At 62.4% G+C, this 24,623-nt stretch carries 9 protein-coding genes and 1 pseudogene; 2 read left to right on the plus strand and 8 right to left on the minus strand.

Annotation, left to right across the window (positions count from 1 at the left end; genetic code table 11):
- Positions 1 to 693 precede the first annotated feature (693 nt).
- The gene (locus tag HJB84_RS13620) at positions 694 to 930 is read left to right on the plus strand and encodes a BrnA antitoxin family protein (protein WP_207585745.1); all 237 of its coding nucleotides are present in this window, start codon (positions 694 to 696) and stop codon (positions 928 to 930) included.
- Positions 931 to 1,020: 90 nt separating this feature from the next.
- Here HJB84_RS13620 and HJB84_RS13625 read toward each other — a convergent pair whose 3' ends face one another.
- From HJB84_RS13625 to HJB84_RS13655, 8 genes and pseudogenes are all read right to left on the minus strand, one after another.
- Positions 1,021 to 3,309, minus strand: coding sequence for a transglycosylase domain-containing protein (locus HJB84_RS13625; RefSeq protein ID WP_259671086.1), 2,289 nt, complete (start codon positions 3,307 to 3,309; stop codon positions 1,021 to 1,023).
- A gap of 49 nt (positions 3,310 to 3,358) precedes the next feature.
- Complete coding sequence (locus HJB84_RS13630; RefSeq protein ID WP_221116149.1) at positions 3,359 to 9,322, minus strand: MG2 domain-containing protein; 5,964 nt, start codon at positions 9,320 to 9,322, stop codon at positions 3,359 to 3,361.
- Positions 9,323 to 9,327: 5 nt separating this feature from the next.
- A complete protein-coding gene (locus HJB84_RS13635) occupies positions 9,328 to 14,451 on the minus strand; it encodes a hypothetical protein (protein ID WP_259671087.1) in 5,124 nt (1,707 codons plus the stop codon).
- Between the two features lie 189 nt (positions 14,452 to 14,640).
- Positions 14,641 to 14,964 (minus strand): annotated as a pseudogene (locus HJB84_RS34085) (lysozyme inhibitor LprI family protein); the annotation flags it as partial.
- A gap of 266 nt (positions 14,965 to 15,230) precedes the next feature.
- Positions 15,231 to 18,704, minus strand: a complete 3,474-nt coding sequence (locus HJB84_RS13640) for an AAA family ATPase (RefSeq protein WP_221116151.1) — start codon at positions 18,702 to 18,704, stop codon at positions 15,231 to 15,233.
- Entirely contained in the window at positions 18,704 to 19,972 is a 1,269-nt protein-coding gene (locus tag HJB84_RS13645) for a DNA repair exonuclease (protein ID WP_207585741.1), read from the minus strand. The genes HJB84_RS13640 and HJB84_RS13645 overlap by 1 nt, the downstream gene beginning before the upstream one ends.
- Positions 19,973 to 20,170: 198 nt before the next feature.
- Entirely contained in the window at positions 20,171 to 22,213 is a 2,043-nt protein-coding gene (locus HJB84_RS13650) for an SPFH domain-containing protein (RefSeq protein WP_207585740.1), read from the minus strand.
- A 597-nt stretch (positions 22,214 to 22,810) separates the two neighbouring features.
- Complete coding sequence (locus HJB84_RS13655; protein WP_259671088.1) at positions 22,811 to 23,455, minus strand: SGNH/GDSL hydrolase family protein; 645 nt, start codon at positions 23,453 to 23,455, stop codon at positions 22,811 to 22,813.
- A 124-nt stretch (positions 23,456 to 23,579) separates the two neighbouring features.
- Between HJB84_RS13655 and HJB84_RS13660 the strand changes: the two genes are divergently transcribed.
- On the plus strand, positions 23,580 to 24,611 hold the full coding sequence (locus HJB84_RS13660) for a LacI family DNA-binding transcriptional regulator (protein WP_221116153.1): 1,032 nt from the start codon (positions 23,580 to 23,582) through the stop codon (positions 24,609 to 24,611).
- Positions 24,612 to 24,623: the final 12 nt, after the last annotated feature.

A 24,623-nucleotide genomic window follows, 5' to 3' on the forward strand; every position in this document is an offset into this window, starting at 1 on the left:
CGCCAGCCTCCTGCTCACGCAGCACACCGATGATCTGCTCTTCTGTAAATCTCTGCTTCTTCATTCGTCCGTCCTTCGTAAGGCCGGACTCTAATCAATTCTGGAAGAAATTCGCAGTGGCAGGTCAGTGGCGTTGAACGGCCACCTCCAGGTGACGCATTGAAACCGGGGCCGCGTCAGCGTCCGCATCCCGACGCTTTGAGCGGCTCACATATTAAAGCCCCCGGCTTTGCCGGGGGATACTTACGCTTCCACCTCGCCGTAGAGCTGGCCGCATATCGTCTCAGATCTCGGTCGCCAGCTCTTGCCGTCCATATCGTATTGCAGGGCAAAGCTGTAGAGCCGGCGGTCATCAACGTCCGTTGGTCACGAAACCAGCATCAGGACCATCACCAATGTTTTTTCTGCTGAAACTTAGAACATTCACAACAGGCTCCTCGGCTACACATGGTGCGGCTCCGGAAACCAGGCGCCGCTTTCCAAGGCCAAACCAAGTCGTCTGGATTTCGTTCCCTCTATTCGTTAAATGAGATTCGTGATCGGTACGACGCACTGCTGAAGGAGCGGCCGCTTTGCAAAATGGGTCTCGGTGGAATGACGGGAGCAGTTAACGACCCCAGAAGCGTCCTGGCGGACGATCAATCCCATGATAAGACCGTGACCGCAGAAATGAGCGAACCATTGGAGAGAACCGTGACCAAAACTCCACGCCGCCCCGTCAATGCGCTTGATGCCGCGGAAGCCTTGTTCAGGCCGGCCAAAAAGGTGGCCGCCGCACCGCCCGTCGAGCGGCCGGCGCTGCCGAACGTCAAGGAACAGGTCACTCTGAAACTCGACAGCGACGTGCTCGTTTATTTTCAGGAGGATGGCCCGGGCTGGCAGGACCGCATCAACGATGTGCTCCGCGCCGCGATGAGGAACGATGGCTAAGCGGTTATGCGGCCGCTGCTGACCCCCTTCGTTCAAAGGATTTCCAGTTCCATATACCGACCGCGGTACAATTGCGGCACTGCGACGTCCTCATTGCACATACACCGGGACGACTGCGGAGGTTTCGTCGCGGTAGGGCAGGCGGATTTGGAAGCGGTGTTCTCCGCTCTGAATGGGCCAGAAGACAGGCTTGTCGGGGTCGGTGACGGCGAAGGGCTGGCCGTCGACATACCAGACGATCTGCGGCACATGCGGTTGGACATCGGCCTTCAGAGGCAGCCGGTCGAATGCCGCCGGCTGTTCCGGATTGCGCCAGATCTGACTGTTGCGAGCCGGTGTCGAGATGGCGAGACGGATCTGCGGGTTGGAGCCATCGGCGTTGGCGAGTGAATTCTTGCTCCTCTCGGCTGTTGCACTGATCGACACAGGTTTGAGGGTGGCGTCCGGACCAGGCGATCGTGCAGCCACCTTCGGTATCTCGTCGGGCTTTAACCATTCGACCAGCGTCTGGCTGCAGCTGTTGTCATTCGTCTGTCCATTGACGACGCAGACCTCCATCGGCTTGCGGTCCGGTGGCGTCGGGAAACGCGCGTCGGCGATGTCTCCCGGCTTATTGCCGTGCACCCTGTCGAGGATCGCGTGCACGAGGCGGGCGGCACTGCCGGCGCCGGTCATCCGGCTCATCGTGCCGTCATCGCCCCGTCCGATCCAAACGCCGACGATGACCTTCTCCGAATAGGCGATCGCCCAGGCGTCCCGATAGCCTTGGGAGGTGCCGGTCTTGATGGCGACGGGGAATGGATATTCCAGCGTGCCATAGCGATGGAAGCTCGGCAGCCGGGCCTGCGGATCGGAGAGGAAGGAGGTAATCAACCGGGCCGTATCGAGCGAAATGACCCTAACGGATTGCGGCTGTGGCTGCTCGCGCGCCCAGCGCAAATCCTGCATCTGGCCATCATTGGCGAGCGCCCCATAGGCCCGCATCAGCCTATCCAGGCGGGTCGGCAGCGAGCCGATTGCCATCGACAGGCCGAAATAATCGGCTGGGGTTTCCAGGTCGTGCAGACCGAGATCGCGCAAAAAGCGGAACGTCGTCTCGAGACCGATGCTGCGCAGTAGATTGGTGGCGGGAACATTGCGCGAATTGGCCAGTGCCTGGCGCGGCAGCATAGGGCCGAGGAATTCGCGATCCGCATCGCCGATGCCCGACGCGCCTTCCGGCAGATCGAGCAACATGTCGGTTGGCTTCAGTAAGCCGCGCTCGAAGGCCAGCGCATAGACGAAAGGTTTGAGGGTCGAGCCCGGCGAGCGCTGTGTCCGGGTGTAGTCGAATGCGCCGGCATGCCTGCCGTAATAGTTGGTCGAACCCACTTGGGCGAGGACTTCGCCTGTTTGGCGCGACACCACCATGGCGCCGACTTGCTGCGCGCCCGCAGAACGCCAGTGATCGAGATATTGTCGTGCGAGACCAGTAATGTCGGCCTGCAGGGTGAGGTCGATCGTCGTGTGGATCAGCGGCGTGCTGGCGGACGCAGGGGCTATCTGGCCGTTCTCGATGAGGTCATGATAGCGCAATATCAGGTGCAGGGCATCCGGGCGGCGGGGTATGTCGGGCATCCGCATCTCATCGAGCTGATGATGGGCGCTCTCTGCCTCGTCAGCCCTGATGATTTTCTGTTTCGCCAGCGCGTCCAGCATTTGATGGCCGCGGTGAATGGCCCGGCGCAAGCCCTGCGGCCGCAGCGGGTTCATCCGGGTCGGCGACTGCGGGATCGCTGATAGCAGCGCGATTTCCGCCCAGGACAAGTCTGCGACCGGCTTGTCGAAATAGAGCCGCGCCGCATGGGCGATGCCGTGGCTGCCATTGCCGTAAGGCGCCAGCCGCAAATATTGCCCCAGCATCGCATCGCGGCCGTAACGCAGGGTCAGGAGGACGCCGGTGCCGGCCTCAAGCGCCTTGTGGATGAGCGTGCGCGATTCCGGCTGCTGCATCCGCGCCACTTGCATCGCAATGGTCGAGGCGCCCGAGCGGCGGCCGACGGCATCGAGATTTTGCCAGGCTGCGCGGCCGACAGCGTAGGGATCGATGCCGATATGGTCGTAGAACCGCCTGTCTTCGAGGGCAAGCGTTGCCTTGACGACGCGGTCGGGCAATTGCTCCAGCGGCCAATAGCCATAGTCGATACGCCCACTTGCGCCGTCGGCATGGCCGATCTGAGCGAGGAACGCGCCGCCGCGATCATAAAGTATCGAGGTCGGCGCAGGCGCGATCAACTGCGCGCGCTGATTGATGAGATAGCCATAGACCAGGACGCCGGCTGCGAGAACCAGCGAGGAGAAACGGACAAGCGTTGATCGGCGGCTTCTCAAGAGTGTCATTGCCCGGCTGGCTGGCTCCTCGTCTGATATCTGTCCCGATTGTGAAGGCTCACTTCGCCACCACGATTTGCATGGCAGCACTCATTCCCCGTAAGCCCTTTTGGTACATGGTTTCGGCAAGGGCCTGGGGCTGCGTGTAGGAACCGGGGATCAAGGCGCGCGTCCGGTAGGCAAAGGTGTAGTTGCCCTTCGGCAGCCTGTCGGAAGCACAAAATACCTGATCGTCGCCATAGGAGATCCAATCGGTCGGCAGGGTCGGCGCGACTGCCGGTGTCGCCTCAGCCGGCGCGGTGGCGATGTTGGGGTTGAGCGGATCAAGCCCGGCTGCAAGCGGCAGGGTAAGGGCGACATGGGTGCGATCTTCGGAGACGACCAGTTCGATCCTTTCCTCGAGCACATCGCCGACCTTGAGCTGGATCGCACCTTTAGCATCGGGAACCAGCTTCTCCAGCGGCGCGTTGCCCGCGGGGACACGGAAAAGCGTGCGGGTAAGGGCAAATCCCCGGCTTTCGGCCTGCGCGGTGTAGCCGGCTTCGGCAGATAGATAGGTGGTTTCCACCAGCGCCAGAGCGGTCGTCGTTCCGGTATTCTGGATGGTGACGGCGCCCGGATCCAGGCTGACTTGTCGCAGCACGGGAGCATTTGCGTCAAGCGTCAGGTTTTGAAACTTTCCGTTCTGCGCCAGCGTCAGCGGCAATGGCGTCGTCGGCCTTTGCCAGGCGGCGGCAAGCGCGCGGATCGCAGCCGAAGTGGCATTGGTCGAACCCCAGCCGTCGCCTCCGCCGAGTTGCAGCAAGGCATTTTTCAAAGCCGGATAGCGCGGATCCGTTTCCGAGGTCAAAGCCGCGGCGCGCACCATTTCGGCGAGACTGCGGGTTTCGGAAGGCAGGATGATCGGACTGCCCCCATCCTCGGCTTGGCCGTCATAAACCAGCTGGCCATTGCGGGAGAGGATGCGAACGCGCGACCACATCGTGTCGGCCAAACCGCCGACAAGGCGTGGGTCGGCATCGGGCGCACCCGCTGCCGCCGCGGTCATTCTGGCAACGCTGACATTCGGCATCAACGCGGCCGAGCGGGCAAGTTCGGCAGTATAGGCCGGGTCGAGCTTGCCGCCTTCGGCCAGAGCCGTCAGAGCCTCGACCCGCTCGCGAATCTCGTCGCCGCTGAGCAGATGCGGATAATCCGAGCGTAGCGACAGTTTCAGCACGCTCGCAAGGCGATCCGACAAAGCCTTGTCGGTGGGCACGCCCACCTTGTCGGCCGCAACCAGGAAAGAATAGGCCCAGGCCGTCAGCGAGACATTGCCCTTGCTGTGCGGCCAGAAGCCGACAAGGCCATCGGCGTCGACCGCCTGGCCGATTGCCAGCACGGTGTTGTGCACATCGCCATCGATGCGTTTGTCAAGGTTTGCTGCCGCCAGGATCGGGGCGAAACTTTTGAAGGCGATGCCGGAGGAGGCGAGCGATATGCGTTGTTCGGTGGAGCCATAGGGAGATTCCACCAAAGTGTTGAGGCCGGCAACCAGCTTCACCAGTGCCGGATCGGCGGTTAGCGTCATCGCACGCTGAAACGATCCGGGGCGCACGTCTTGCTGGGGTGCCGGCAATGTTTTCGAGCCGCCCGCCGGGATTTCGACGATTTCGTAGTGCTTGGTCGGGATACGGTCGGACTTCAAAGGCAGCGTGATTTCCACGGCGTCGCTGGCATGGTCGGCGACGCGCTCGACCCCGAAACGCAGCTGCACGTCCTCCTTGCCAGGCCTTGGCTCGGGCACCTCAGCGAGAACGCCGATGTGAGCGGGCTTGTTCTGCTCCCAGGCGAAGGAGAGGTCCTTGCTGCCCTCCAGCGTCAGTCCGTCGGAAGCAATGGAAGCAGCGCCGGCGCCGCCACCACCCTCGACGATGCGGGCAATGATGCCTGCCTCGAATTGGTCGCCATACCGCAGGAAGCGGGGCAGGGCGGGTTGGGCGACTATTTCCTGCCGGATCAGCATTTCGCCGGTGCCATAGCCGAAGCGGTCGGGACCGCTGACGGCCTTGGCGCGCAGCTTGAATACGGTCAGCGAGTCCGGCAGCTTCACCTTGATCTTGGCGATGCCATCCGGGCCGATCTTCACGTCGGGAAGATAGATCGGGACCGGCGTAAAATTCTTGCGAACGGAAATATTGTTGTCCGTGCCCCATTCCTCCCGCTCGTCACCGCCCGGCACCTCATCCAGCGGAATGACGCCGAAGGCCATGTTGCGGGTGTCGCGCAGTGCCATGGTGGATTGGCGCTTGACGATAAAATTCGGCAGCGGATCCAGCGGCTGTTCCGGTGCGAGCGACAGCACGGCCTGGTCGATCATCCAGAAAGTGGCATCGCCCGCGATCGGCTGACCGCTATCGTCGGCCAGATGCAGCGTGACCTCCACTTCGTCACCAGGGCGGGCCTTCTTCGGATAATCCAAGGTGAGATTTACGGTGTTCTTCACCGGCTTCACCGTCACCGCCTTCGTCGCGGCGATCGTTACAGGCTTGCCCTGGTCGAAGGGTGCGTTCGGCGAGGGGATGCTGGTCTCCAGCCGGCCGCGCAGGATGAGGAAGTGCACGGGAATTTGCGGTGTATATTCCTTGCGGACGGGCACGGCATAATGGCCGTATCCATCGGCGATATCGACCCAATCATAGCGGAATTTTCCCTCTGGCTCTTCGACGACGGCGAGCGCGCGGGCTGTCTGGAAGGGCGACTGGATCAGCAGGTTGGCGGTTTCGCCGGGAATGTAACTGTCCTTGTCCGTGGTCACGACCGCGGTGCGCGCGGGCGCCTGTGCCCAGGTAACCGGCGTGGTGCCGCCGACGAAGAAGTCGACGCTCACCTGCTGCTGGCGGCCGATCCGGTCGCTTGCCTCGAGTTGAATAACATAGACGCCTGCGTCCTTTGCCTCGAGCGCCAGGGTCTGGATATCCCGAGTGCTGGTAATCTTGCGCTCCAGCACGGTGTCGTCCATGACCTGCGTGACGTATTTTGCCGAACCCTGGCTGAAGTCGCTCGCCTGCAGGGTCGACGTCCAGTTGCGATGGATCAGGCGTGCCGTCATCTCCAGCCCGGCGACGGGTTCGCCATTGCCGTCGACCGCCAGGATCTCAGGCTCGATGGCGCCGGGATTTGGCACATAACGCGGCACCTTCAGGCCAAGCACGAAGGGCGGGACGGCAAAAACGTTAGTGATGCTGCGCACCTGCAGATCATCGTCGCCGGTAACGGTCGCCTCGATCATATAGCGGCGGGGTTGCGCCGTCGGCTCGATCGTCGTGTCGAAGCTGATGCGCGAGGCGCCGCCGGCGTCTGTGCTGCCGTCTCGTTCGAGCGCCGGCGAGGATTTGAATTCATCGCCGCCGGAGTAACGGGAATCCGTCGAAAAAAAGAAGCCCTCGTGGCCAGGTGGTGTCCAATTGTAGGGATACTGAACGGCTCGCCAGCGGATCGGCCGATCCGCCAGCAGTCCACCGGCGAAATAGCGGGCGATCAGATCGACGTTGAAGGAGGAATCGAGCGGTACGGTTTGCGGATTGTTGAGCACGACTTCGAAAGTCGGCAGGCGATAGGCCTCTTTCTTGAAGGAGATGCTGCCGCATTGGACCGTGTTGTCGGCCGGGCTCGCGGCGCTGCTGTCGCTATCGGCACTCTCAGCAGTATCGGCCTGGTTATCGTCTGCCTGCGCATCATCGGTCGCGTTATCACTCGCCTGGCCGTCGGCATTCCCGTCCTCACCGGATGTCTGCGCCGGTTGATCCTGGTCGGTAGCCCCCGCCGTGTCGCCCGGCTCGAAATGAACTTCGTAATCCCCGGTTGCCGGCGTCTCGGCGTCGAATTTGTGGTAAAAGCCGCCGAATGCGTCCAGCCGCACCGGTACGCGCCACTCCTGTTTGTCAGGGCCGGTAATCACGATCTGGCCGCCTTGCGTCGGCAGCGTCAAGTGGCCCCCGAGATAGCTGCGGACATAGCCCTTGATATGCACGGGCTCCTCCGGACGGTAGATCGGTCGCTCGGTGAAGACGTGGCAAAGGGTGCGGCTCTGCTCGGTGCGGCTGTCCGTCGGATTGGTCGTCCAATCCAGCCAGGCGGCCGACGGCTTGGTCCAGTTGTCCGCAGCATATTGGGCAGGCGCGTGATCGGGGTCGACGACCAGGGTATCCAGCCCCTTCGTCACGATGACGCGCCGGATCTTCGCGTCGGCGCGCTGCTGCAGCTCCCAGGAAAAGAAGCCCTGTGCATCTGTCGTCCCAGTCGCCAGCGTGACGAATTTGCCGTCGCGCAAACCATCGAGGCGGATTTGCGCCCCGCTGATCGGATTACCCTTGGCAAGCGAGGTGACGGCAAATCGCACCCGGTCCTGTTCCTCCACCGCGCTCAAGGTCAGGTCGGTGACCTGCACACGAAGCCAATGCCGGGTTTGATTGTCCACCGCACGCAGGCCGACGAGATAGGTGCCGGGCTGGTCAGGCCCAGCAATCCGGGCAAAAAAGGATTTCAGATCCAGGCCGAATTTGGTGTCGACGCCGCCCTTGTGAATCGGCAGGTCCACGAACTCGGATATCGCCGGCGAACCCAGGGCCTTGACGCGCGCCTGGATCGCATCGGCTGAAATCTCATCGCTGTCGGCCCATTTCTGCGGCTCCTTGCCGGGCAAGGGCGGTGCTTCGTCGTCGTCCGTATCGAGGCCGGATTGCGGGAAAGGCCAAAAATCGCGTGACAGCGGATCGATCGCATGGATGCGCACATCGGCCCTGTCGTAGCCGCGTCCGCGCAGCGGCACGAGTTGCGGGCCAAAGCGCTCGACCACGCCCTGCGACGCATCCCAGACGAGCGAGGACTGTTCCGGCGCGAAGGCGAATTTCTGGCCGAAGCCGGTCGCCAGCGGTCTGCCGCGGTCATCCGCCAAGGCGCCGGCGGTCACATCAAGCGTATAGACCTTGTCGGTGAGAAAGCGGCCATTGATATAAAGACGGCCGTCGCTGGCTTCCGCCGTCAAATCGTCGACCGGTGGAGAAATGCGCAAGGCGTCCCGGACCGAAAACTGTTTCCCGGCCAGCGGATTGCTCGAAAAGCGGAAGATCAGGCCACGACCCGATCGATCGGCCGGCGCTGCCTCGGCGTCGAGCGGGTTGCCGTCATCATCGACTGCGGCGCTGTCATCGCTGACAGTGGCATTGGATGTGCAGCGCATGATGTCATCGCTTGTGGCGGCGTCGAAGCCCCGTCCGCAATCCGAACTGATCATGGTGAAGGGCACGGCGGTGCGCACGCGCAACTCGAAGGTCTGATCGCTGAAGTCGGGCGTGTCGGCAAGCTTCAACCGCAGAAGGGCGACGCGGCCATCGGGCACGTTGGCATGCAGCTTCACCACATAGGATTGCTGGTCGCTGCGGCTGTTGCGTTCAAGCGGCTGGACATCGAAATCCTGCGCCCCCAGCATCAAACCGCCTTCGTCGCCAATGCCCGGCGCAGGACGCAGTTCGATCGACAGAAGTCGGCTCAGCGCCGCGACATCGACGGGTTCGGCAAAGGTCAATGTGATCTGGTCAAGCTCGCTGATGGGATCATCGGTTGCAGCCGGAGCCGTGGATACCGGTACTGGCAGCAGCGGTATCAGTTCCGTCTCGCCACCAGCGGCCTTGTCATGCGCCAGCATCGTTACCTTGACGCGCGACAGCGGCTGCCACTTGTCGGCCGGCCGGAATTGCAGGGCGCGCGGGCCGAGCCACTGCCAGGCGCCGGCAGCCGCCGGTTCCATGGTCACAAAACGCTCGGGCGAGTCTTCCGGGCCGCCGGCTGCAGGGCCGGTATCCGTAGGGAAGAAGATCGTGACCGGATCATAGGCACGCAGGAACCTCTCCGGCACGATTTTAACGCCATCGGCGCGTTGCAGAACATCCAGCGTCGGCGAGGCACCTTGCTGCGCGTGACCGCTTGAAAGCAGCGTTGAAGAGGCAAGAGCGAGGGCAATGAGAAATACGATCTTTTTCATTGGTTTCACTTCGATCCCGTGGGCTTCAAACCGGCGCGCTGCAGATAATCACTGAGAATTTCAGGCGGCGGACCTGCGGGCGGTGGTGACAATCCAACTACCGATGGCCTGACAATGAGCGTCGGTGCGTCCGCCGGTGCGCGCGCTTCCAGGAGATAAGAGCCTGCGGCAAGCTGCTTCAGCTGATTGACGCCGTCGCCAAGCACTTGGCCTTTGGCATCCAGCAGCCGGCCGATGGCAAGGTCCGGATCGGAACGCAGGCCGACACCGATATTGCCGCTATTCCTAACCTCGAAGCCGAACAAGGCTGTCGCGCCGGGTGCAAGCACGACCGGGGCTCCAATGCCGTCATTCACCGGGACGACCGCTGTTGCCGTCATATCCAGGCTGCCCGACAAGGGGCCCTCATGCGTGGAATAGAGCGTCAGGACTGCCTCGCCCGCCGCAAGATAGCGGTGGAATTCCGCTCCCGTCGGAAACAGCTGCAGGTCGCGGTGACCCTCTTGCTCCAGGCCGACAATGACCGGGGCGTCGGTGCTGACGTCAAGCACCATCGGTTGGGCCGGATCGAGGCGGAAGGCCATGGCCTCGCCCTCGAGCGTCACGCTCTGCGGCAGGGTCATCGATTTTGGTTCGGGTGTCGGCCAAGGCGACTTGCCGCCCCGTTCCAGCCACAGTGCTAAGAGACCGGCACCGTGATCGACAATCAGTTGCCCGGGTCCGGACACGGAAATCCTGTCACCACGCAAGACCCGGCCGTCGGCCCCGATAAAGGTCGCCGCGCCGCCGGAGACGTTCAGGACATCTCCTTTCATGGCATCAACCGCGATTTCTTCCGATCCGACCGTGCCGAAGAACCGGCGCTTGATCTGATCACTGCTGAGCGTAACGGCTTGTCCCGGCGACAGGCTGACGCGCGCCGAGCCGGCATCACCCGTCAGGTTGACGAGCCAGATCTCTTCGGCCGACGTCGCGATGCTGCGCGACAGGGGAGCCGCGCCGGACCAGACGTTCAACAATTGCGAGGCTGAAGGAGTGGAGACGACGGCGATCCCCGGCGCCAGGTCGAGGGTGAGCCGTTTCACCCCTGGTGCCAGCTTCACCGGCCGCGCGCTGAAGGCTGGAATGGTCGCCGTCAAGGTGCCATTCAGCTGCACCGCCTCGAGTTCGGCGGCATCGATTGGCTTAAGCCGCATCTGCAGGCTGTCATCGCTTGCGGCGTTCCAGATATGCAGATCCTGATTATCGGAGAGGGCGACCGCACTGTTGAGGCTGATGCCCATGCCGCGTCCGGCCGTCAGGCCCGGCTGTCCAAAAGCCGAATCCGCGCGCCACATTCTTACTTTGCCCGGCAAAGGCGGTGCGGCTGGGATAATTGCCTGATCTCCTGGCGCAAGCGTCAGCGCGATTTCTGCTTTGGGCTGTGCTGGGTTTACCTGCGCATGGCTCGTAGTGCGGGAGACCAGCCATAAACGATCCGATTGCGGAGCAAAAAGTCCCGGCATGGCCGCCGTGAGCGGACGGTCCGCAGTTGCGCCGACAAGCAGATCCGCAGCAGCGCCGAGGTCGACGAGACCGGCCGACGGGGCATGTGCGAGAGCAACGTTCAGGGAGAGATCAAGGCCATCGATGGCCACGGGCTCCAAGGCAATGTCGCCGGGCTCGCGCATATCGCGGGTAATGCTGCGCGCGGCGATTTTGATCGGTGCTGTTCCACCATCAAGGGTCCAAACCGATGCGCGCCATTGGATATCTCCCTCAGACGCCGGCCAGGCGATCAGCGGCGTGCGGCCACGGGCAAAGGCTTGCGGCTTCCAACTGCCGTCGGCGTCTCGTTTTTCGACCGAGAGAACCAGGTCACTGGTGGACTGGGCTACGACCAGCGCAAGTTGATCCTTCGTGTTGGCCGGCAAGGGAAACGTAAAGACGGAGGCGCCGTTGACCTCGGTGGTGCCGCTCTCGGTGAGTGCTGGCTGCGGCTGCTCCTGCGGCAGGGCAAACTGAACCTCGAGATCCCCAACATCGGCCTGATCGTCGCCTGGCTCCTGCTCACCGTCCCCGGAGTCTGTGTCTTGATCGTCGGAACTATCACCCGATTGGCTGCTGGCCGTACCCGACGCTGCCGCCTGATCAAGGGCCAGCGTATAGGATCCAGCCGGCAGAAGGGTGGAGAGCGCGATGTTCCAATCATCGCTGCGCCCCGTCAGGCGTTCGACGACGGTGCCATGCTCGTCTTTCAGCACGCCTTTGATTTCGCTGCGGCCGAACGTGCCGAGGCTGACGACACGGTCCTTGTCGACATTGAAGGAAAGCTCGGCGGGAAGGTTGACGAAGCGTGCTTCGCCCGGCTGCAAATCCTGGGTGTTCAGGGTAATCTGATAATCCAGTCGGTCATCATGGGCGAGGCTCATGAGATCAATGCGATAATGCCCGGCCTTCAACGTGCCCGTGAATTGGGGAGCGGCGACAAATCGGGCGATCTGGTCCTTGTCGTCGCGAAACAGAGCGCCGATCATGCCTTCGGTCAGGTCGATGCTGACATCGGCATCGGCAAGGAGATCAAACGTCCAGCTATCGGCAACGCGTGCATCACTTTTGCTCTGAGGCTCGCGCCACTGAAATGCTTGGGCTTGATTGAAGGCCAGCGGGTGTGGTCCGTGGCCCTGCAACTGCGGTGGGTCGATGACCGGTCTTAGCCGTGCGACAAACCGCGTGTCGACGTCGCGCGGCAGGATTACCAGGCGATAGTGCCCCGGGGTGAAATCCTGACTGAGCGTGGAAAGCGGGCCTGGCGCGGTGAGCGGCCATCCCTCCGCATCCTCGAGACGCGCGGTAAGGTCTTCGCCAAGGGAATAGAGATCGAGCTGATACGTTCCTGCAGTTGCGATCTCGATCGGCACGATGGCGCCGCGTCCGCCTGAGAGGGCCCCTCGGCTGGTGCCATCGGCGACCAGGCTTGCCGCGGTCAACAGCGAGGCCGGCGTAACGGAAACGCCAAGATGGCCGGAGGAATTCTGGGCGGAGACGTCGATCTGATAGGTCCCCGCGCGCAGATAGGTTTGCAGCAGCGCATTGTGGCCACCGCCATTGTCCGAAGCTTCCCCCAGTCCCGGCAGGAATGATGTGCCAAGGCTCAGTGATGTCTGCAAACGCCCAAGGGTTTCGATGCGGTAAAGCCCGCCCTCGGCAACCTCGAGCCGGTAGGATTTCTGTGCGTTTTCGGCGAGATCGAGAAACTGGCTTCGGCCGGCAATCAACGGGGATGCGGGGGTCTGCGGTGCGATTTTCTGCGCCGCAGCAGCATCCGGCTGCCAGCTGACGACGATGGACCGGGCAGCGGCAGGGGCGGGGAAGCGCAGGGTCAACGTCCGGCCTTTTGCGTCGACGCGCTGGTTGCTGGTCGCAAAAGCGACGGATGTATTGTGCATGTCGACGGCGGCGATCGTTCCGCCGAGCGGCACGTGGATATCGATCTGCAGATCCGCTGCCGACGCCGGCCGCGACAGGGCGTTCGCATCGTCATTCGCGGCGCCTTTGGCCCGCGGCACGGGCGCCGGAATATTGGACATCGGCTGATCCGGCAAGGACTCCCGCAACGCCGAAGCATCGGTGGGCTGCCAAAGCGCCAGTGGTCGCCCCTGCAGATCGGCGGGCAGTGCCACCGCACGAGGTCCCGTCAGCAAACCGGGCGCGGCATTGGTGATGATCTGGTAGCGTGTGGCCTTTTCGGCTTCGCGGATGCCAAAGGAAATAGTGGTGCGTGCCGGAGCGGCGGGTTGGACCGGTGGGACGAGGCCCGGCGTGCCGAAGGAAAGGTCGAGGATGCCGACGGCATTGTTGTCAGGCAGCAGTCGCAGCAGATAATAGCCGGCGTCAAGATCGAAACGATCGGCATTGCGGCCATCGGCGCGCGGGGCATTGCCGACCAGAACCGGGCTGATGTCGGCAAGCAGCGCAACGCCTGATGTGCGGATCGCGATCTGGCCTGCTTGCGTCATCTCGAACAGCAGCGATGTCGGCCCGCGCAAATTGAAGCGCCGCCGCCAAGCCTGGCCCGGGCCCAAATGAGGCAAGTCGGACGCGACGATGGTGGCTTTGCCACTGCTATCCTGGCGCACCAGCAAGGCCGTGGCCGGAATTTCATCGCCGCCTTCGCCGGCAACGTCGAGACTGATGAGATTGGGTACTGAGCCTTTAAATTGGGTCTCGGTGCTGAACCGAAGCCCCCGGAGCTGGAAATGCTGGCCTTCATAACCCGAGACTTCGACAATGCTCGGCTGGCTGTCTGACGAAAGCGAAAGCGTGGCTGTCGGTTCACGGCTAGCCTTGTCGATCGCGGCACTCTGAAAAGCTGTCGCCGTGCCGGAAATCCGACCGGCCCGGAGCACCGCCGCCGCCGATTGCGGCAGCTCCAGACGGAAAGTATCGAGATCTGCCGGCGCCTCAAAACGTATCGAGCCGAAAGGCCCGATGACATTTTCGGCAATCCCTCCGGCCAGCGAGATCTGCGTGCCGGCGCGAATGTGGAATGGCTCTGCGGCGTCCGAGTTGGTCCAGACAAGCTTCTGGCCGCCATAGGCCGTCACGAGGTAGCGGCCGGGCTCGACCGCTCCCGTCAGCGCGGCCCGGGTCATGGGGAGGCCCGGCTTCAGTTCGAAGATCGACATTTTCGGCGAGAGAGCGGCAATATCGGTGCCGTTTCGCCACAAGCGCAGATCCTGAAGCGAGCGTCCAACCGCCTCGATATCGACGCGTCCGGAATCGGGAATGTCGATCCAATAGGATCTTTGTTGCAGATCGCTTAGATCGGCATGGATGGGGGTCAGCGAGGTCAAAGCGGCGTCGGGCTGTTCAAGCTCCTGATAGGCTTGTGCGGTAAGCCTGACGTCGCCGGCAGCTCCTTTGGCTCCGAACACACGGATCTTGTAGGTGCCTTTGTCGAGCAGCGCATCGATCCGGCCGTCGCTGACGCCAGCTGCGCCCATACGGTCCCCCGGGCCTGCGATCATATCGACGAGCTGCAATGCCGCACCCGCGGCGCTCTGCGTGCGGATGGTAATATGGCCGGGCGTTTCGACCATCAGCAAGGTGCTGCCCTCTCGATCGGCAGGCAGTTGATCCAATGCCAAATGCGGCTGCGACACGAGCTGGGGCGGGGCTTTTACGGGCGCGGGTTGCGACACAGCTGCAGCCGACGGTGCTGGTGCATCTTGTGTCGCCGCCGCCTGTGTCTCCGACGCGGTTGATGGCGCAGGCTCGACGACAGATGCAGGCGGCTTCTGGCTCGGAGAAGCGCTCGCTGCCACAAGCGTCGCAAGACGCGTCTGATAGCGTGTTGTCAGGCATGCCGACAGCCGGACCGGATCGGTGTCTACACAGGATTTATTGCGGTCAGCCAACCAGAGGCGTTGCTTTTGGCGTAGATCGTCCAGCCTCGTCGGGTCGCCGTTGAGATCGGTCAATGCCTGCCGATAGGAGGCCGCCAAGGCGGTGTCCTCAGCAATCAAGGCAGGGGAGGCACAAATCGCCTTTTCAATGGCCGACTGCGCCTTGCCGCAATCAAAGGATTGCGCATGGGAGACCGCTGAGAAAAGACAGCCACTGAGGGCAACAAGCAAACGCAGGCGAAAGACGAAAGCCATGGATAACTCGTTTTTTTAAGTGGCCGGCGCCCTAAAGCGCTTGGCGATCTTTCAGATCGCTCCTCGCGCTTTAGGTCTTTGTTTTTACGCATGTCGTTAGCACAAAACCGCTGCACACTTTTGCGCGACATGCCTTAGTCAATATGAACTATCCTCGATCAAGACAAGAGCCGGTTGCAGCACGCCGAGAACCGCAATGCGCTAAATGTTTGGCGGCGGGACTGTGGAGCCTTTTCCGGCTTCCTCGAAGGCATTTCTTATGCCCGTTACGGCAGTTGATGTATCGTCACGTTCGAAACGACGTTCCGTGCGATCTCGCAGAGATGCCAGTGATGCGTGAGGTAGATGACCTGTCCGACCTTTGCCATTTCGCCGAGCAGGCGGAAGACTTCTTCGGAACGAGGATTGTCGAAGCTCTCCATAATGTCGTCGGCAACGAAGGGCACGGGCGGGCGAAGCGCTGCGAATTCCTCATAGCCTGCAAGCCGAAGCGCGAGATAGAGCTGGAACTGCGTGCCCGTCGACATCGCGTCCGCAAGCTTCGAGCCGGCATCGCGTGACACGCCGATCAGTATTTCCTTGTCGCGGTCGGGCTGGGTGGTCAGGCCGGAATAGTTGCCGCCGGTGATCAGGCGGAAGGCTTCCGATGCGCGTTTCATCATCGAGCTGCGATGTTTCTCGCGATAGATATGCAGCGCCTGCTCGGCCGCGAGCGCGCCGGCACGCAGCGTCAGATGCCGCACGGCCAGTTCCTCGATCTCAAGGAAGATGGTTCGCCGCTTGGCCTCGATCCGCGCCACCGCATCGTCTCCGCCGACGGCCTCAAGCTTCTGCCGTGCCAGCGACATGTCGGAGTAGAGAAGCTTCGCCCGCTCGGTAAGATCCTCGATCCGGGCGCCAAGCTCCATTGCATCGCGCTCGACGGCGCCGGCGTCGATATCGGCAAGGCGCCGTTCGGCCTCGGCGAAACTCGCAGCCCGCAATGCCTCGGTGATCTGGCCGCGCAAGGTGGCGGCCCGCTCCTCCAGCCGGTCCCGCTCCCGAGCCTGGTTCAAAAATGTTTCGACTGAGGCAAGCGAGTCCGTCCCGAAATAGCTGGTCAGTTCGTTCTTGCGGGCATTGTGAACGGCCAGTTCCTCCTCCAGCGCCCGTCGTTTCTCCCCTTGTTGTTCGAGATCCGCTTGCCGGTCTGCCCGAAGCTGCGCCGCGCGCCGCGCTGCCTCATGGCGTTCGACGAGCGTATTGGCAGAGGCGAGCGTATCCGCCGCCGACTGGCTGAGGCCGCATTCTGCGAGAAGACCAGAAATATCTCCGCGGAATTGCTCCTGGTCACGCTCCATCGCGGCAACGCGGCTTGCGAGGTCATGCCGCTCCTTCAGGATGGCTGGCAGCGTGCCCAGCACGTCCAGTATGGCGCGGACGGCGGCCATCGAGCCGGCCTTGTCGGCAAACCAGGTTCGCGACAGCGCCTCCGCCCATTCCCGGTCCCAGGCCGCTATGGTGGCTTCCGCCTCCTGCTGGTCGCGCTCGCGTTCCCTGACATCGCGGCTGAGGTCACCGATTGCCTTCTCATGCGCCTGCCGCGCCGCCAGCTCGGCTTTGCCGGCAGCGAGCATTTCATTCGCAGCCTGCATCAGGTCGGCGACCGGCAGATGGTCGGCGTCACCACGACCGGCATCCGCAAGGTCGGCCGCAAGTGTCGCGGCATGCCTGTTCAGTTCGAGGCGAAGCGCGGCCAATGCGTCTTCGGCTCGCTGCAGATCGTCCCAGGCGGCCAGCGCCGCGGACCGCTTGGTGCTCCATGCCGCGAGTGCTGCAATGCGCGCCGTGGCTTCAGCGTCGTATTCGATCGCGCCGGGCAGCAGACCACGGATGCGCTCGGCAAGCGCATCATGTTCGGCATGCGCCTCGGCGAGCAGTTCCCTTTGCCGTTCGATCGCTGCTGCCGTTGCCGCTTCCGTCTGGCGGAGTTGGCGAAGCTCGGCCAGTTCCTGCGCCCGCGACAGCCGGCCGGCGGACAACATGTCGTCCTGGCGCATCCGATCCTCGAATGTCCGGGCCGTGGCGGCATTCAGGCTGGCAAGATGCGCCTGCCAGGCGGCATCGCGTTCATCGCGTCGCCTCGTGGCCTCGCTATCGTCGATCGAACCGCCGGCGACGAAGGCCGCGATCCGGGCTTTGGTCAGCGCCTGTTCGGTGCCGAGATCGCGCAACCGGGCCTGGTGATCGGCGATCCGCTTGTCGATCGAGGTCGCCTGGCCACGCCAGGCCTCGATCTGGCGAGGCTCCGCCGCGGGCGTCCGTTGCAGCGCCGCGGCATCGCCGGTCCAGGGTGCGAGCTGTGCAAACTGGTTCTCCTGTATTCGCTTCACCTGGACAAGTGTACGTTCTTCCAAGGTGAGCCGCACTGCCAGATCAGACCCCGTGAGCCGGCTCAGGGCGGCCTCGATGCGGCCAAGACGCGCGGGATCTGGGACCGCAGCTGCAATTTTCCAGCCGCCTTCCTCGCCCAGCCTTTCGAGATTCTCGCGCGCTCGCACCCGTTCGCGACCCGCGGCAGCCAGTTTCGCCTCGACGCCGGAGCGTCGTTCGATGAGATCGCGGACGGTGCCGATCAGCGAGGCGGGCAGCAGCAGTGCTTCGGGCGTCGCATGGCCCGGCTGTTCGAGATCGGCCAGAAGCCGGACCAGCACACCGTCCTGTTCGGCCAGCGCCCGCCGGCGCTTCGGCAGGTCGCTGTCGGCCGCGAGATGGCGAACCCGCCCCTGGTCCAGCAGGTCCATATGCGCAGTTAGCGTCAGCGCCTTGTGATCGATGGCGATCGCCTCGATCTCGTCTGTAAGCTGGCGCAGCGTGCGGTCGGCGATTTCGACAAGCGCCTGCAGCCGCGTCTCATCGCGGGAAAGCTGCGGCAGGAGCGCGAACCATTCGGACGGCGGCCGCGGCAGATCGCCCATGTCGGCCGCATCTGTGTCCAGCCGCCGGAGCTCCAGCGCCGCGGGCAGGGCGCCGAGAAGGCGCGTCAGTTCCTGATGCCGGGCCTTGGCCTCGGCCAGTTCTCGCGTGGTCGCGATATAGGCGGCATCGGCCTGCTCATGGGTCGATTTCAGCGCCGAGTAGGCGGAGGCCAATGTGTCGATGGCATTGCGCTCGGCCTTCAACGCTTCGAGCGCGCGCTTGAGTTCGGCAAGCTTCGTGCTCGACGACCGCTTCCTATAGATCACATTGGCTTCGTCGGCGGCGGAAACCAGCGAACGGCTTAAGCCTGCGAGGCCGGAACTTGCCGAGAATAACAACTCGCCAAGCTCGCCCTTGCTCTGGATGATGGCGTTGCCGCCCTCTTTCAGCGACTGGTCGTCGAGTGAGAACATCGTGCGATAGGCCTCGCGGCCGATGCCGCCGAGTGCGCCGGCCAGGAGCGCCTCGTTCACAGCTTGCCCCCGATCGTCGACGAGGCTGCCGGTCCGGAGCTTGAGCCGCGCCAGCTCGTATTCCTCGCCATCGAATTCCAGTCGGGCGCCGACCTTCATCGTGTTGTATGGATGCAGGAAATTGTAGGTGCTGCGCTCACCTATGCCGAAGAGCAGATCGAGATAGGCGGCGAAGGTGGTCGACTTGCCCGCTTCGTTCAGGCCATAGACGATGTGCAAGTCGGGCGAACCCGGACGGACCGCGCCGAAATCGATCGAGTGGTCGGTGAACTTGCCATAGCGGGTGAGGTCCAGCCGTCGGAGGCGCATCAGCTTTCCGCCCGGTCCGCGGCCTTCATCCGGGCGGCAATGTCCTCGGCGCCGTCGGTGAGAAGGCTGTCGATGAAGCGTTCGAAGCCCGCCTCGTCAAGCCCGGCGAATGCTCGGCTCTCGGGCGGCAGGTCGGCGAGCAGGTCGCGAACCACCTCCCTGATATCGTCGCGAAACCCGCTGCGGGCGATGACCTCGTCCCGCATCAACGCACCGAGTTCGACGACGGGATCGGCGGCGGAAGCATCTGCGAGGGGCAAGGGTGCTTCGAAGGCGAGTTCCAGCTTCTCGATCCAGGTCCGGCCGATCCGGTCGCCGCGCTGCTCGGCTTCCGCTTGCATGAGGTCGATGTCACGCCGAAGCTGCCAGGCAAGCTGGGTGCGGCCGGAAAGCCTCAGGCGCGCGACGAGATGCGCCGAGGCCGTGCGGTCGCGCTGTGCTGTCAGTGCCGCTTCGATCGCCATAGCCGCATCACGCCAATCATCGACACCCGTCAGATCGACATCGACCCGCTCGAACTGCGCGACGCTGGTGAGCCGCTCCTCGACCGCCACGGTCCGGTCGTCCGCCACGGTCACCAGCGATACGGTCTTGACGCCCGACTCGTTGATGTCGCGGCCCTGCGGCATACCAGGCATGATGACCGTCGCCGTGCCGGGATGCTGGCTGCGCTGGTGAAGATGGCCGAGCGCCCAGTAGTCGAATCCCGAGGCGTGAAGGTCGAGCACGTTGCAGGGCGCATAGACGTCATGTCCGGCGGATCCGGCGAGACTCGTATGCATGATGCCGATATTGACCGCGCCCGTCACCGGCGGCTTGAACTTCGGCAGAAGCGAGTCTGGCGCTTGCGGCTTGGCGAAGCTCAGGCCGTGGATCGCGACCGACAGGTTACCCTTCGTGGCCTCCACGATCTCGGCGTGGCCGCCGAAGATCTTCAGCGTATCGGGCATCACCAGTTCCTTGGCGATCTTCGACATCGCATCGTGATTGCCGCGGATCTTGAAGACGTGAATCCCCGCTCGGTGCAACCGTTCCAGCTGGCTTGCCAGGAAGCGTGCCGTCTTCATCGACGTCTGATCGCCATCATAGAGATCGCCGGCGATGACGAGCGCATCGACCTGTTCCTCAAGGCACAGGTCGACGATCGCCACCAGCGCCTGCCGGCTGGCGTCGCTCACGAGATCGGCCAGTTCCGCATTGCGAAGAGCCAGGGAACGCAGGGGAGAGTCGAGATGGAGATCGGCAGTGTGGACGAAACGATAGGCCATGAATACAGAAATGGTGTTGCGATAGGACGGTGTAGCAGCTGCCGGCTGACAGATAAACGCGCGATTGTTGTCGCTTGGCAGTAAAAGGTGAGAATGTGCAGCGAGCGTCGATGGCCATGACGGCAGTGGTCTCGTCGCGATCGCAGCCTTTTGGTCGGGCGGCGGCAAAATGGGCCGGCATTGCCGGCCCATCCACAATCACTGCTGCTCGATCGGCGTCGGCACCGCAGCCGGTGAAGCCGGCCGTCCAAGCCGATCGGCGACCAGCATCGACAGCATCATTTCGACGAGACCATTGGTGGCGCCCTTTTCGCCGCCACCGCCGACCTGAATCTGCGGCACGAGCGGCAGCCTGCCGTTTTCGATTGCTTCGGCAAACCGCATGAGGACTTGCGAGTGGAGCTGATAGTCCGGTCCACCGAAGGCCGCGACCTTCTTCTCCGTCGCCTCGGCTTCCGCCAAGCCGATGGCGCGCACCTTTTGGGCATCGGCAAAACCGGTCGCCTTGATGCGTTCGGCATCGGCAAGCGCGATGGCCTTGATCCGGTCGGCTTCGCCGAGGCCGGCGAGGCGCACCTTCTCAGCTTCGGCCTTGGCTGTGACCTGAATGGTCTCTGCCTGCTGACGGGTGCGGGCGAGTTGCGCCTTGCCTTCGTTCTCGCTGATCTCGATGGTGAGTGCTGATGTCGTGATCTTGGCCTGCTGTTCGGCCAGCGCTTCCTTCTCGCGCAATGTGCGCTCCTGGACCGCCGCGGCTTCCTGCAACTTATAGGTCTCGACCTTTTCAACGGCGATCTGACGTTCGCGCAGCTGGATCAGGATCTGCTCGATGCTGTTCTGGCCATTGTTGGCCCGCGGCGTACCGATCAGCACTTCCTGCAGTTCGAGGCTGTAGGAGGTAAACTTCTCGCGCATTTCGTCGCCGGATTTGCGCTGGATTTCGCTGCGTTCCTGCAGCAGTTCGATCAATGTCTTGGTCTGGGCGATATTCTTGAAATAGGCCGAGACCATCGGATCGAGCGTCTGTTCGACCAGCCGTTTGATATCGCCGAAACGCTGCACGACGAGGGGCGCCTTCATATAATCGATATGCACGACGACCGAGAGCGGCAGCACGGGTTCGAACGCGTCCTTGGTGATCAGCGATACTTCGGAAAGATTCTCATCCAGCCTGTGCTCGCCGAACTGTTCCTTCGTCCACTTCAGCACGAAGTTGGTGGTTGGCACGATGATGATATTGCCGGCAAAGGTATTGAACGCATATTTGCCCGGCAGAAGCGGCGTCGACCAGACACCGCGTGCGCCTGTCTCGACCAATTCGCCATGACGATAGGATTGGCCGGAAATATCGGCGCTTCGCCGGCCGGTATAGGAGACGACGACACCCACCGTGCCAACGTCGATGATCGTCTTCTCCACAAGTTCGACGGTCGCGAAGATGCGGTTGAGGAAATAACTGCCATCGGCAAGCACCTGCAATTGCCGGCCGCGATAACCGCCGGCATTGAGAAACTTCTCCGGATCCTGAAAATTATTGTGGAAGTTCGGATCCTTTGGGTTGTTGGCAACAGTCGGCGCAATGATCTCGCCATCCGGCAGCGCCGGACCGTCATGGATGGTGACGATGCCGATCAGGTCCTCGGCGTCGTGAATGACGACGGGCTCGAAGCCATTCCGCTCGCTAATCAGCGTCGACATGTCGGCAAACAGTCTTTGTTCCGACGCGTTCAGGTTGACGGCGTAGTTCGATTGTGCGGTCAGCACGATGAACTGCACGAGATTAATGGCATAGGTGCCTTCGCGCAGGATCTTGCGTTGTGGCCCCTTCTGGCCGCCCTTTGTGAGAAAGCCGCGCACATCCTGAAAATCACCGGCTTCGATATTCGAAGCAAGCGTCTGGGTCGGCGGCAACGGCTCGCCGTCACGGGCGAAGACATAGCCGATCTGGCCCTGCGGAATGGTTACGAGATTGGCGCGATGCATCGAATATTGGAACGGCATGAAGAAATGCAGGCCGCCGCGCACGACTTCCGGCTGGAAGCCGGCCTCACCGTAGAGCGCAATGAAGCCATTCTCAACGGAGCCGCGAAAACTCCATAGCTTTTCGAGAATGCCGAGCCTGTCGTTGGGGATATAGCGGATCACGCCGCTCCACCGGAACAGGATTGCCACCACGATGATCGGGACGGCGATTTCGATCGCCTTCCACCCCATCGGACCAAGATATTGCAGGTTTTCCATCTTTTCTCTCGTATGGGCGCACGGGTTCGTCCACCCGATGGCCGCCCGGTTGGTGTTGGTTGATAAGACGGGGAGATGGCGCGCCTATTTGCTCGAGGCACTACAGCGCCGCGCGTCTTTTCCGACGCGCAAAGGACGTTGTAGCACTTTGAATTGCTGCATAATTTTGTCCTTGGATCGATTCCGATCTAAGGAATTATGCAGTAAAGGTGCATCGAACGCTTGGGCTGCTCATTGTCTGGGAAAAATGACCTCGCGTCCCAAGTCCCCAATGAGGGGCGGCGTGGTCGTGAATGCTCTCACATCGGTGTCGCCTTGATAGACATGACGATGGACGACGTAATGATTGCGCCTATAGGTTTAAAGACGTCCAATGCGGAAATCGGATAAGTACTTCCGACGATTTTGGTATTTCGAGCATTCAATTCTTCTAAATTATACCTGGCTCTCGAAATCCACATAAATAAAGGGGCTTTTGGTTTCTTCGATAACTCAAGAAATCGAAATTCGGTTCCGGCTTCTCGATCCCCCGATCAGCGGCATGCGTCGCGCTTGGTCGCGCTCCAGACAGAGACCGTGCTGCCCTTGCTTGATGCGCTATGACCGATCCGCATTTGTAAAGGCGTCGAAGATCGCGCGATGTCCGGCATCGTTCGGATGGACCATATCGGCGGAGGTCAGGTCGCCATCGCCGCGCGCCTTCATGTTTTCGTAGACAGGTGCATAGAAGAGCGAGAAGCGTCGCGCCAGCTTGCGCACGACTTCGACATACCCTTCGAAACCCATGCGCGTCTGGCTCGTGAAGCCGGTGCTGCCGACTAAGAACCCGGCATCCGGGAGGTAGGGTGGGCTGCCGATCGCCAGCCGTTCCGCGTGCCCCGCCGCGATCAACTTTTCCAGCATCGTCGCGTAGTCGCGGCTGAAGTTTCGGACGTTCATTGTGTCGGGAGCGGCGGTATAACGGGCGTCGTTATAGCCGTACAAAATGAGGATCGCATCACGGTGCGGCGCATCCAGAAGCACTTTTTCGAAACGGCCGATGCCGTTGTCCGGTCGCGGTTTTCCGTCCGCCAGCTGAGATCCTTGCAGCACGGTGCCGGGGATGGCGTGGTTGCGGATCGGGAGACAGTCGACTGCCTCGGCAAACAAAGCCGGCCAGGCAAGGTGCGGCTGGCTGGCGTTGAAGCCAGCGGTGATGCTGTCGCCAAACACGCGCATGCCGGAAATTCCAAGCGATCTCAAATGCTCTCCAAAACCCACCGATCTCCCCAAATTTTCGCGCTTGACAGCCGCCGTCCTCATCCTGTTAATACGTATTAGCTGCTAATACGTATTAACAGTCAAGAGTCGGTCGGGAGAACACTGCGTGGCAAGTCCTAAGCGCTTGACTCAGCATGATATTGCCAAGCTTGCGGGCGTCAGTCAGGCAACCGTTTCGCTTGTGCTGAACGGCGCGCCGACCGCTCTTGCGCGTATCCCGCTGGAAACCCGCGAGCGCGTCCAACAGGTCATTCGCACGACTGGTTACGTTGCGGACCCGATCGCCCGACGGATGGCCAAAGGCCTCAACCGTATCCTCGGCGTCTTCACCTATGAACCGGCTTTCCCGAGCGAACAGGCAGACTTCTTCACGCCTTTCCTGCTCGGCATTGAGGAAGAGGCGCAGGCGCAGAACTACGACCTGTTGCTTCTGACCGGCGCCGGAGTCGGCAACGACCGCAAGATTTTTGCCGACGGCAACCGGTTGAGAATTGCCGACGGCTGCCTCGTGCTCGGCCGCGAATTCGACCGCGCGGAACTCAAGCGCCTGGTTTCCGGCGACTATCCCTTCGTGGCGATCGGCCGACGCGAGGACGCTGGCGGACCCGTTCCTTATGTTGGCGGCGACTACGCGACCGGCACCCGTGCGCTGGTCGAAAAGGCGAGGGCGCTCGGACATGAGAAGCTGGCCTATGTCGGCCCTAACGGATCGGCCGAATCCGTTGTCGACCGCTGGCACGGCTTTGCCGCGGCGGTTGCCGAGGGCGCCGAGTTGGTCTTGCATGTCGATGATGTCGGCAGGTCGGCCGGCGAAATTCTCGATACCATCCTTACCTGTGGCGCAACCGCCGTCTTCTTCGTCGAACTGGCGGACGCGGTGCGGGTCGAGGCGGTGGCCCGCGAGCGAGGGTTGTCGGTACCGGATGATTTTTCCGCTGTCGTGCTCGGCCGCCACGTGCGGGCCGGACGCAGCCATGTGCAGTTCACCTCCTTCAATATTCCTCGCGAAGAGATGGGGCGGCAGGCGACCGCCATGCTGGTGCGTCGCATCGAGGGGGCGATCCCGATTGAGCAAGTTCTTCTGACGTGTGAACCGGTCGAGGGCGAAACCCTCGGACCCGCAAAGAAACGGAATTGAGAACGTGAAAGA

Source organism: Rhizobium sp. NZLR1b (assembly GCF_019685155.1).
Taxonomy (GTDB): domain Bacteria; phylum Pseudomonadota; class Alphaproteobacteria; order Rhizobiales; family Rhizobiaceae; genus Rhizobium.

Coding starts and splice junctions, on each gene's coding strand:
- HJB84_RS13650 (WP_207585740.1), bottom strand. CDS start 22,213: ATGGAAAACCTGCAATATCTTGGTCCGATGGGGTGGAAGGCGATCGAA.
- HJB84_RS13645 (WP_207585741.1), bottom strand. CDS start 19,972: ATGGCCTATCGTTTCGTCCACACTGCCGATCTCCATCTCGACTCTCCC.
- HJB84_RS13625 (WP_259671086.1), bottom strand. CDS start 3,309: ATGACACTCTTGAGAAGCCGCCGATCAACGCTTGTCCGTTTCTCCTCG.
- HJB84_RS13630 (WP_221116149.1), bottom strand. CDS start 9,322: ATGAAAAAGATCGTATTTCTCATTGCCCTCGCTCTTGCCTCTTCAACG.
- HJB84_RS13640 (WP_221116151.1), bottom strand. CDS start 18,704: ATGCGCCTCCGACGGCTGGACCTCACCCGCTATGGCAAGTTCACCGAC.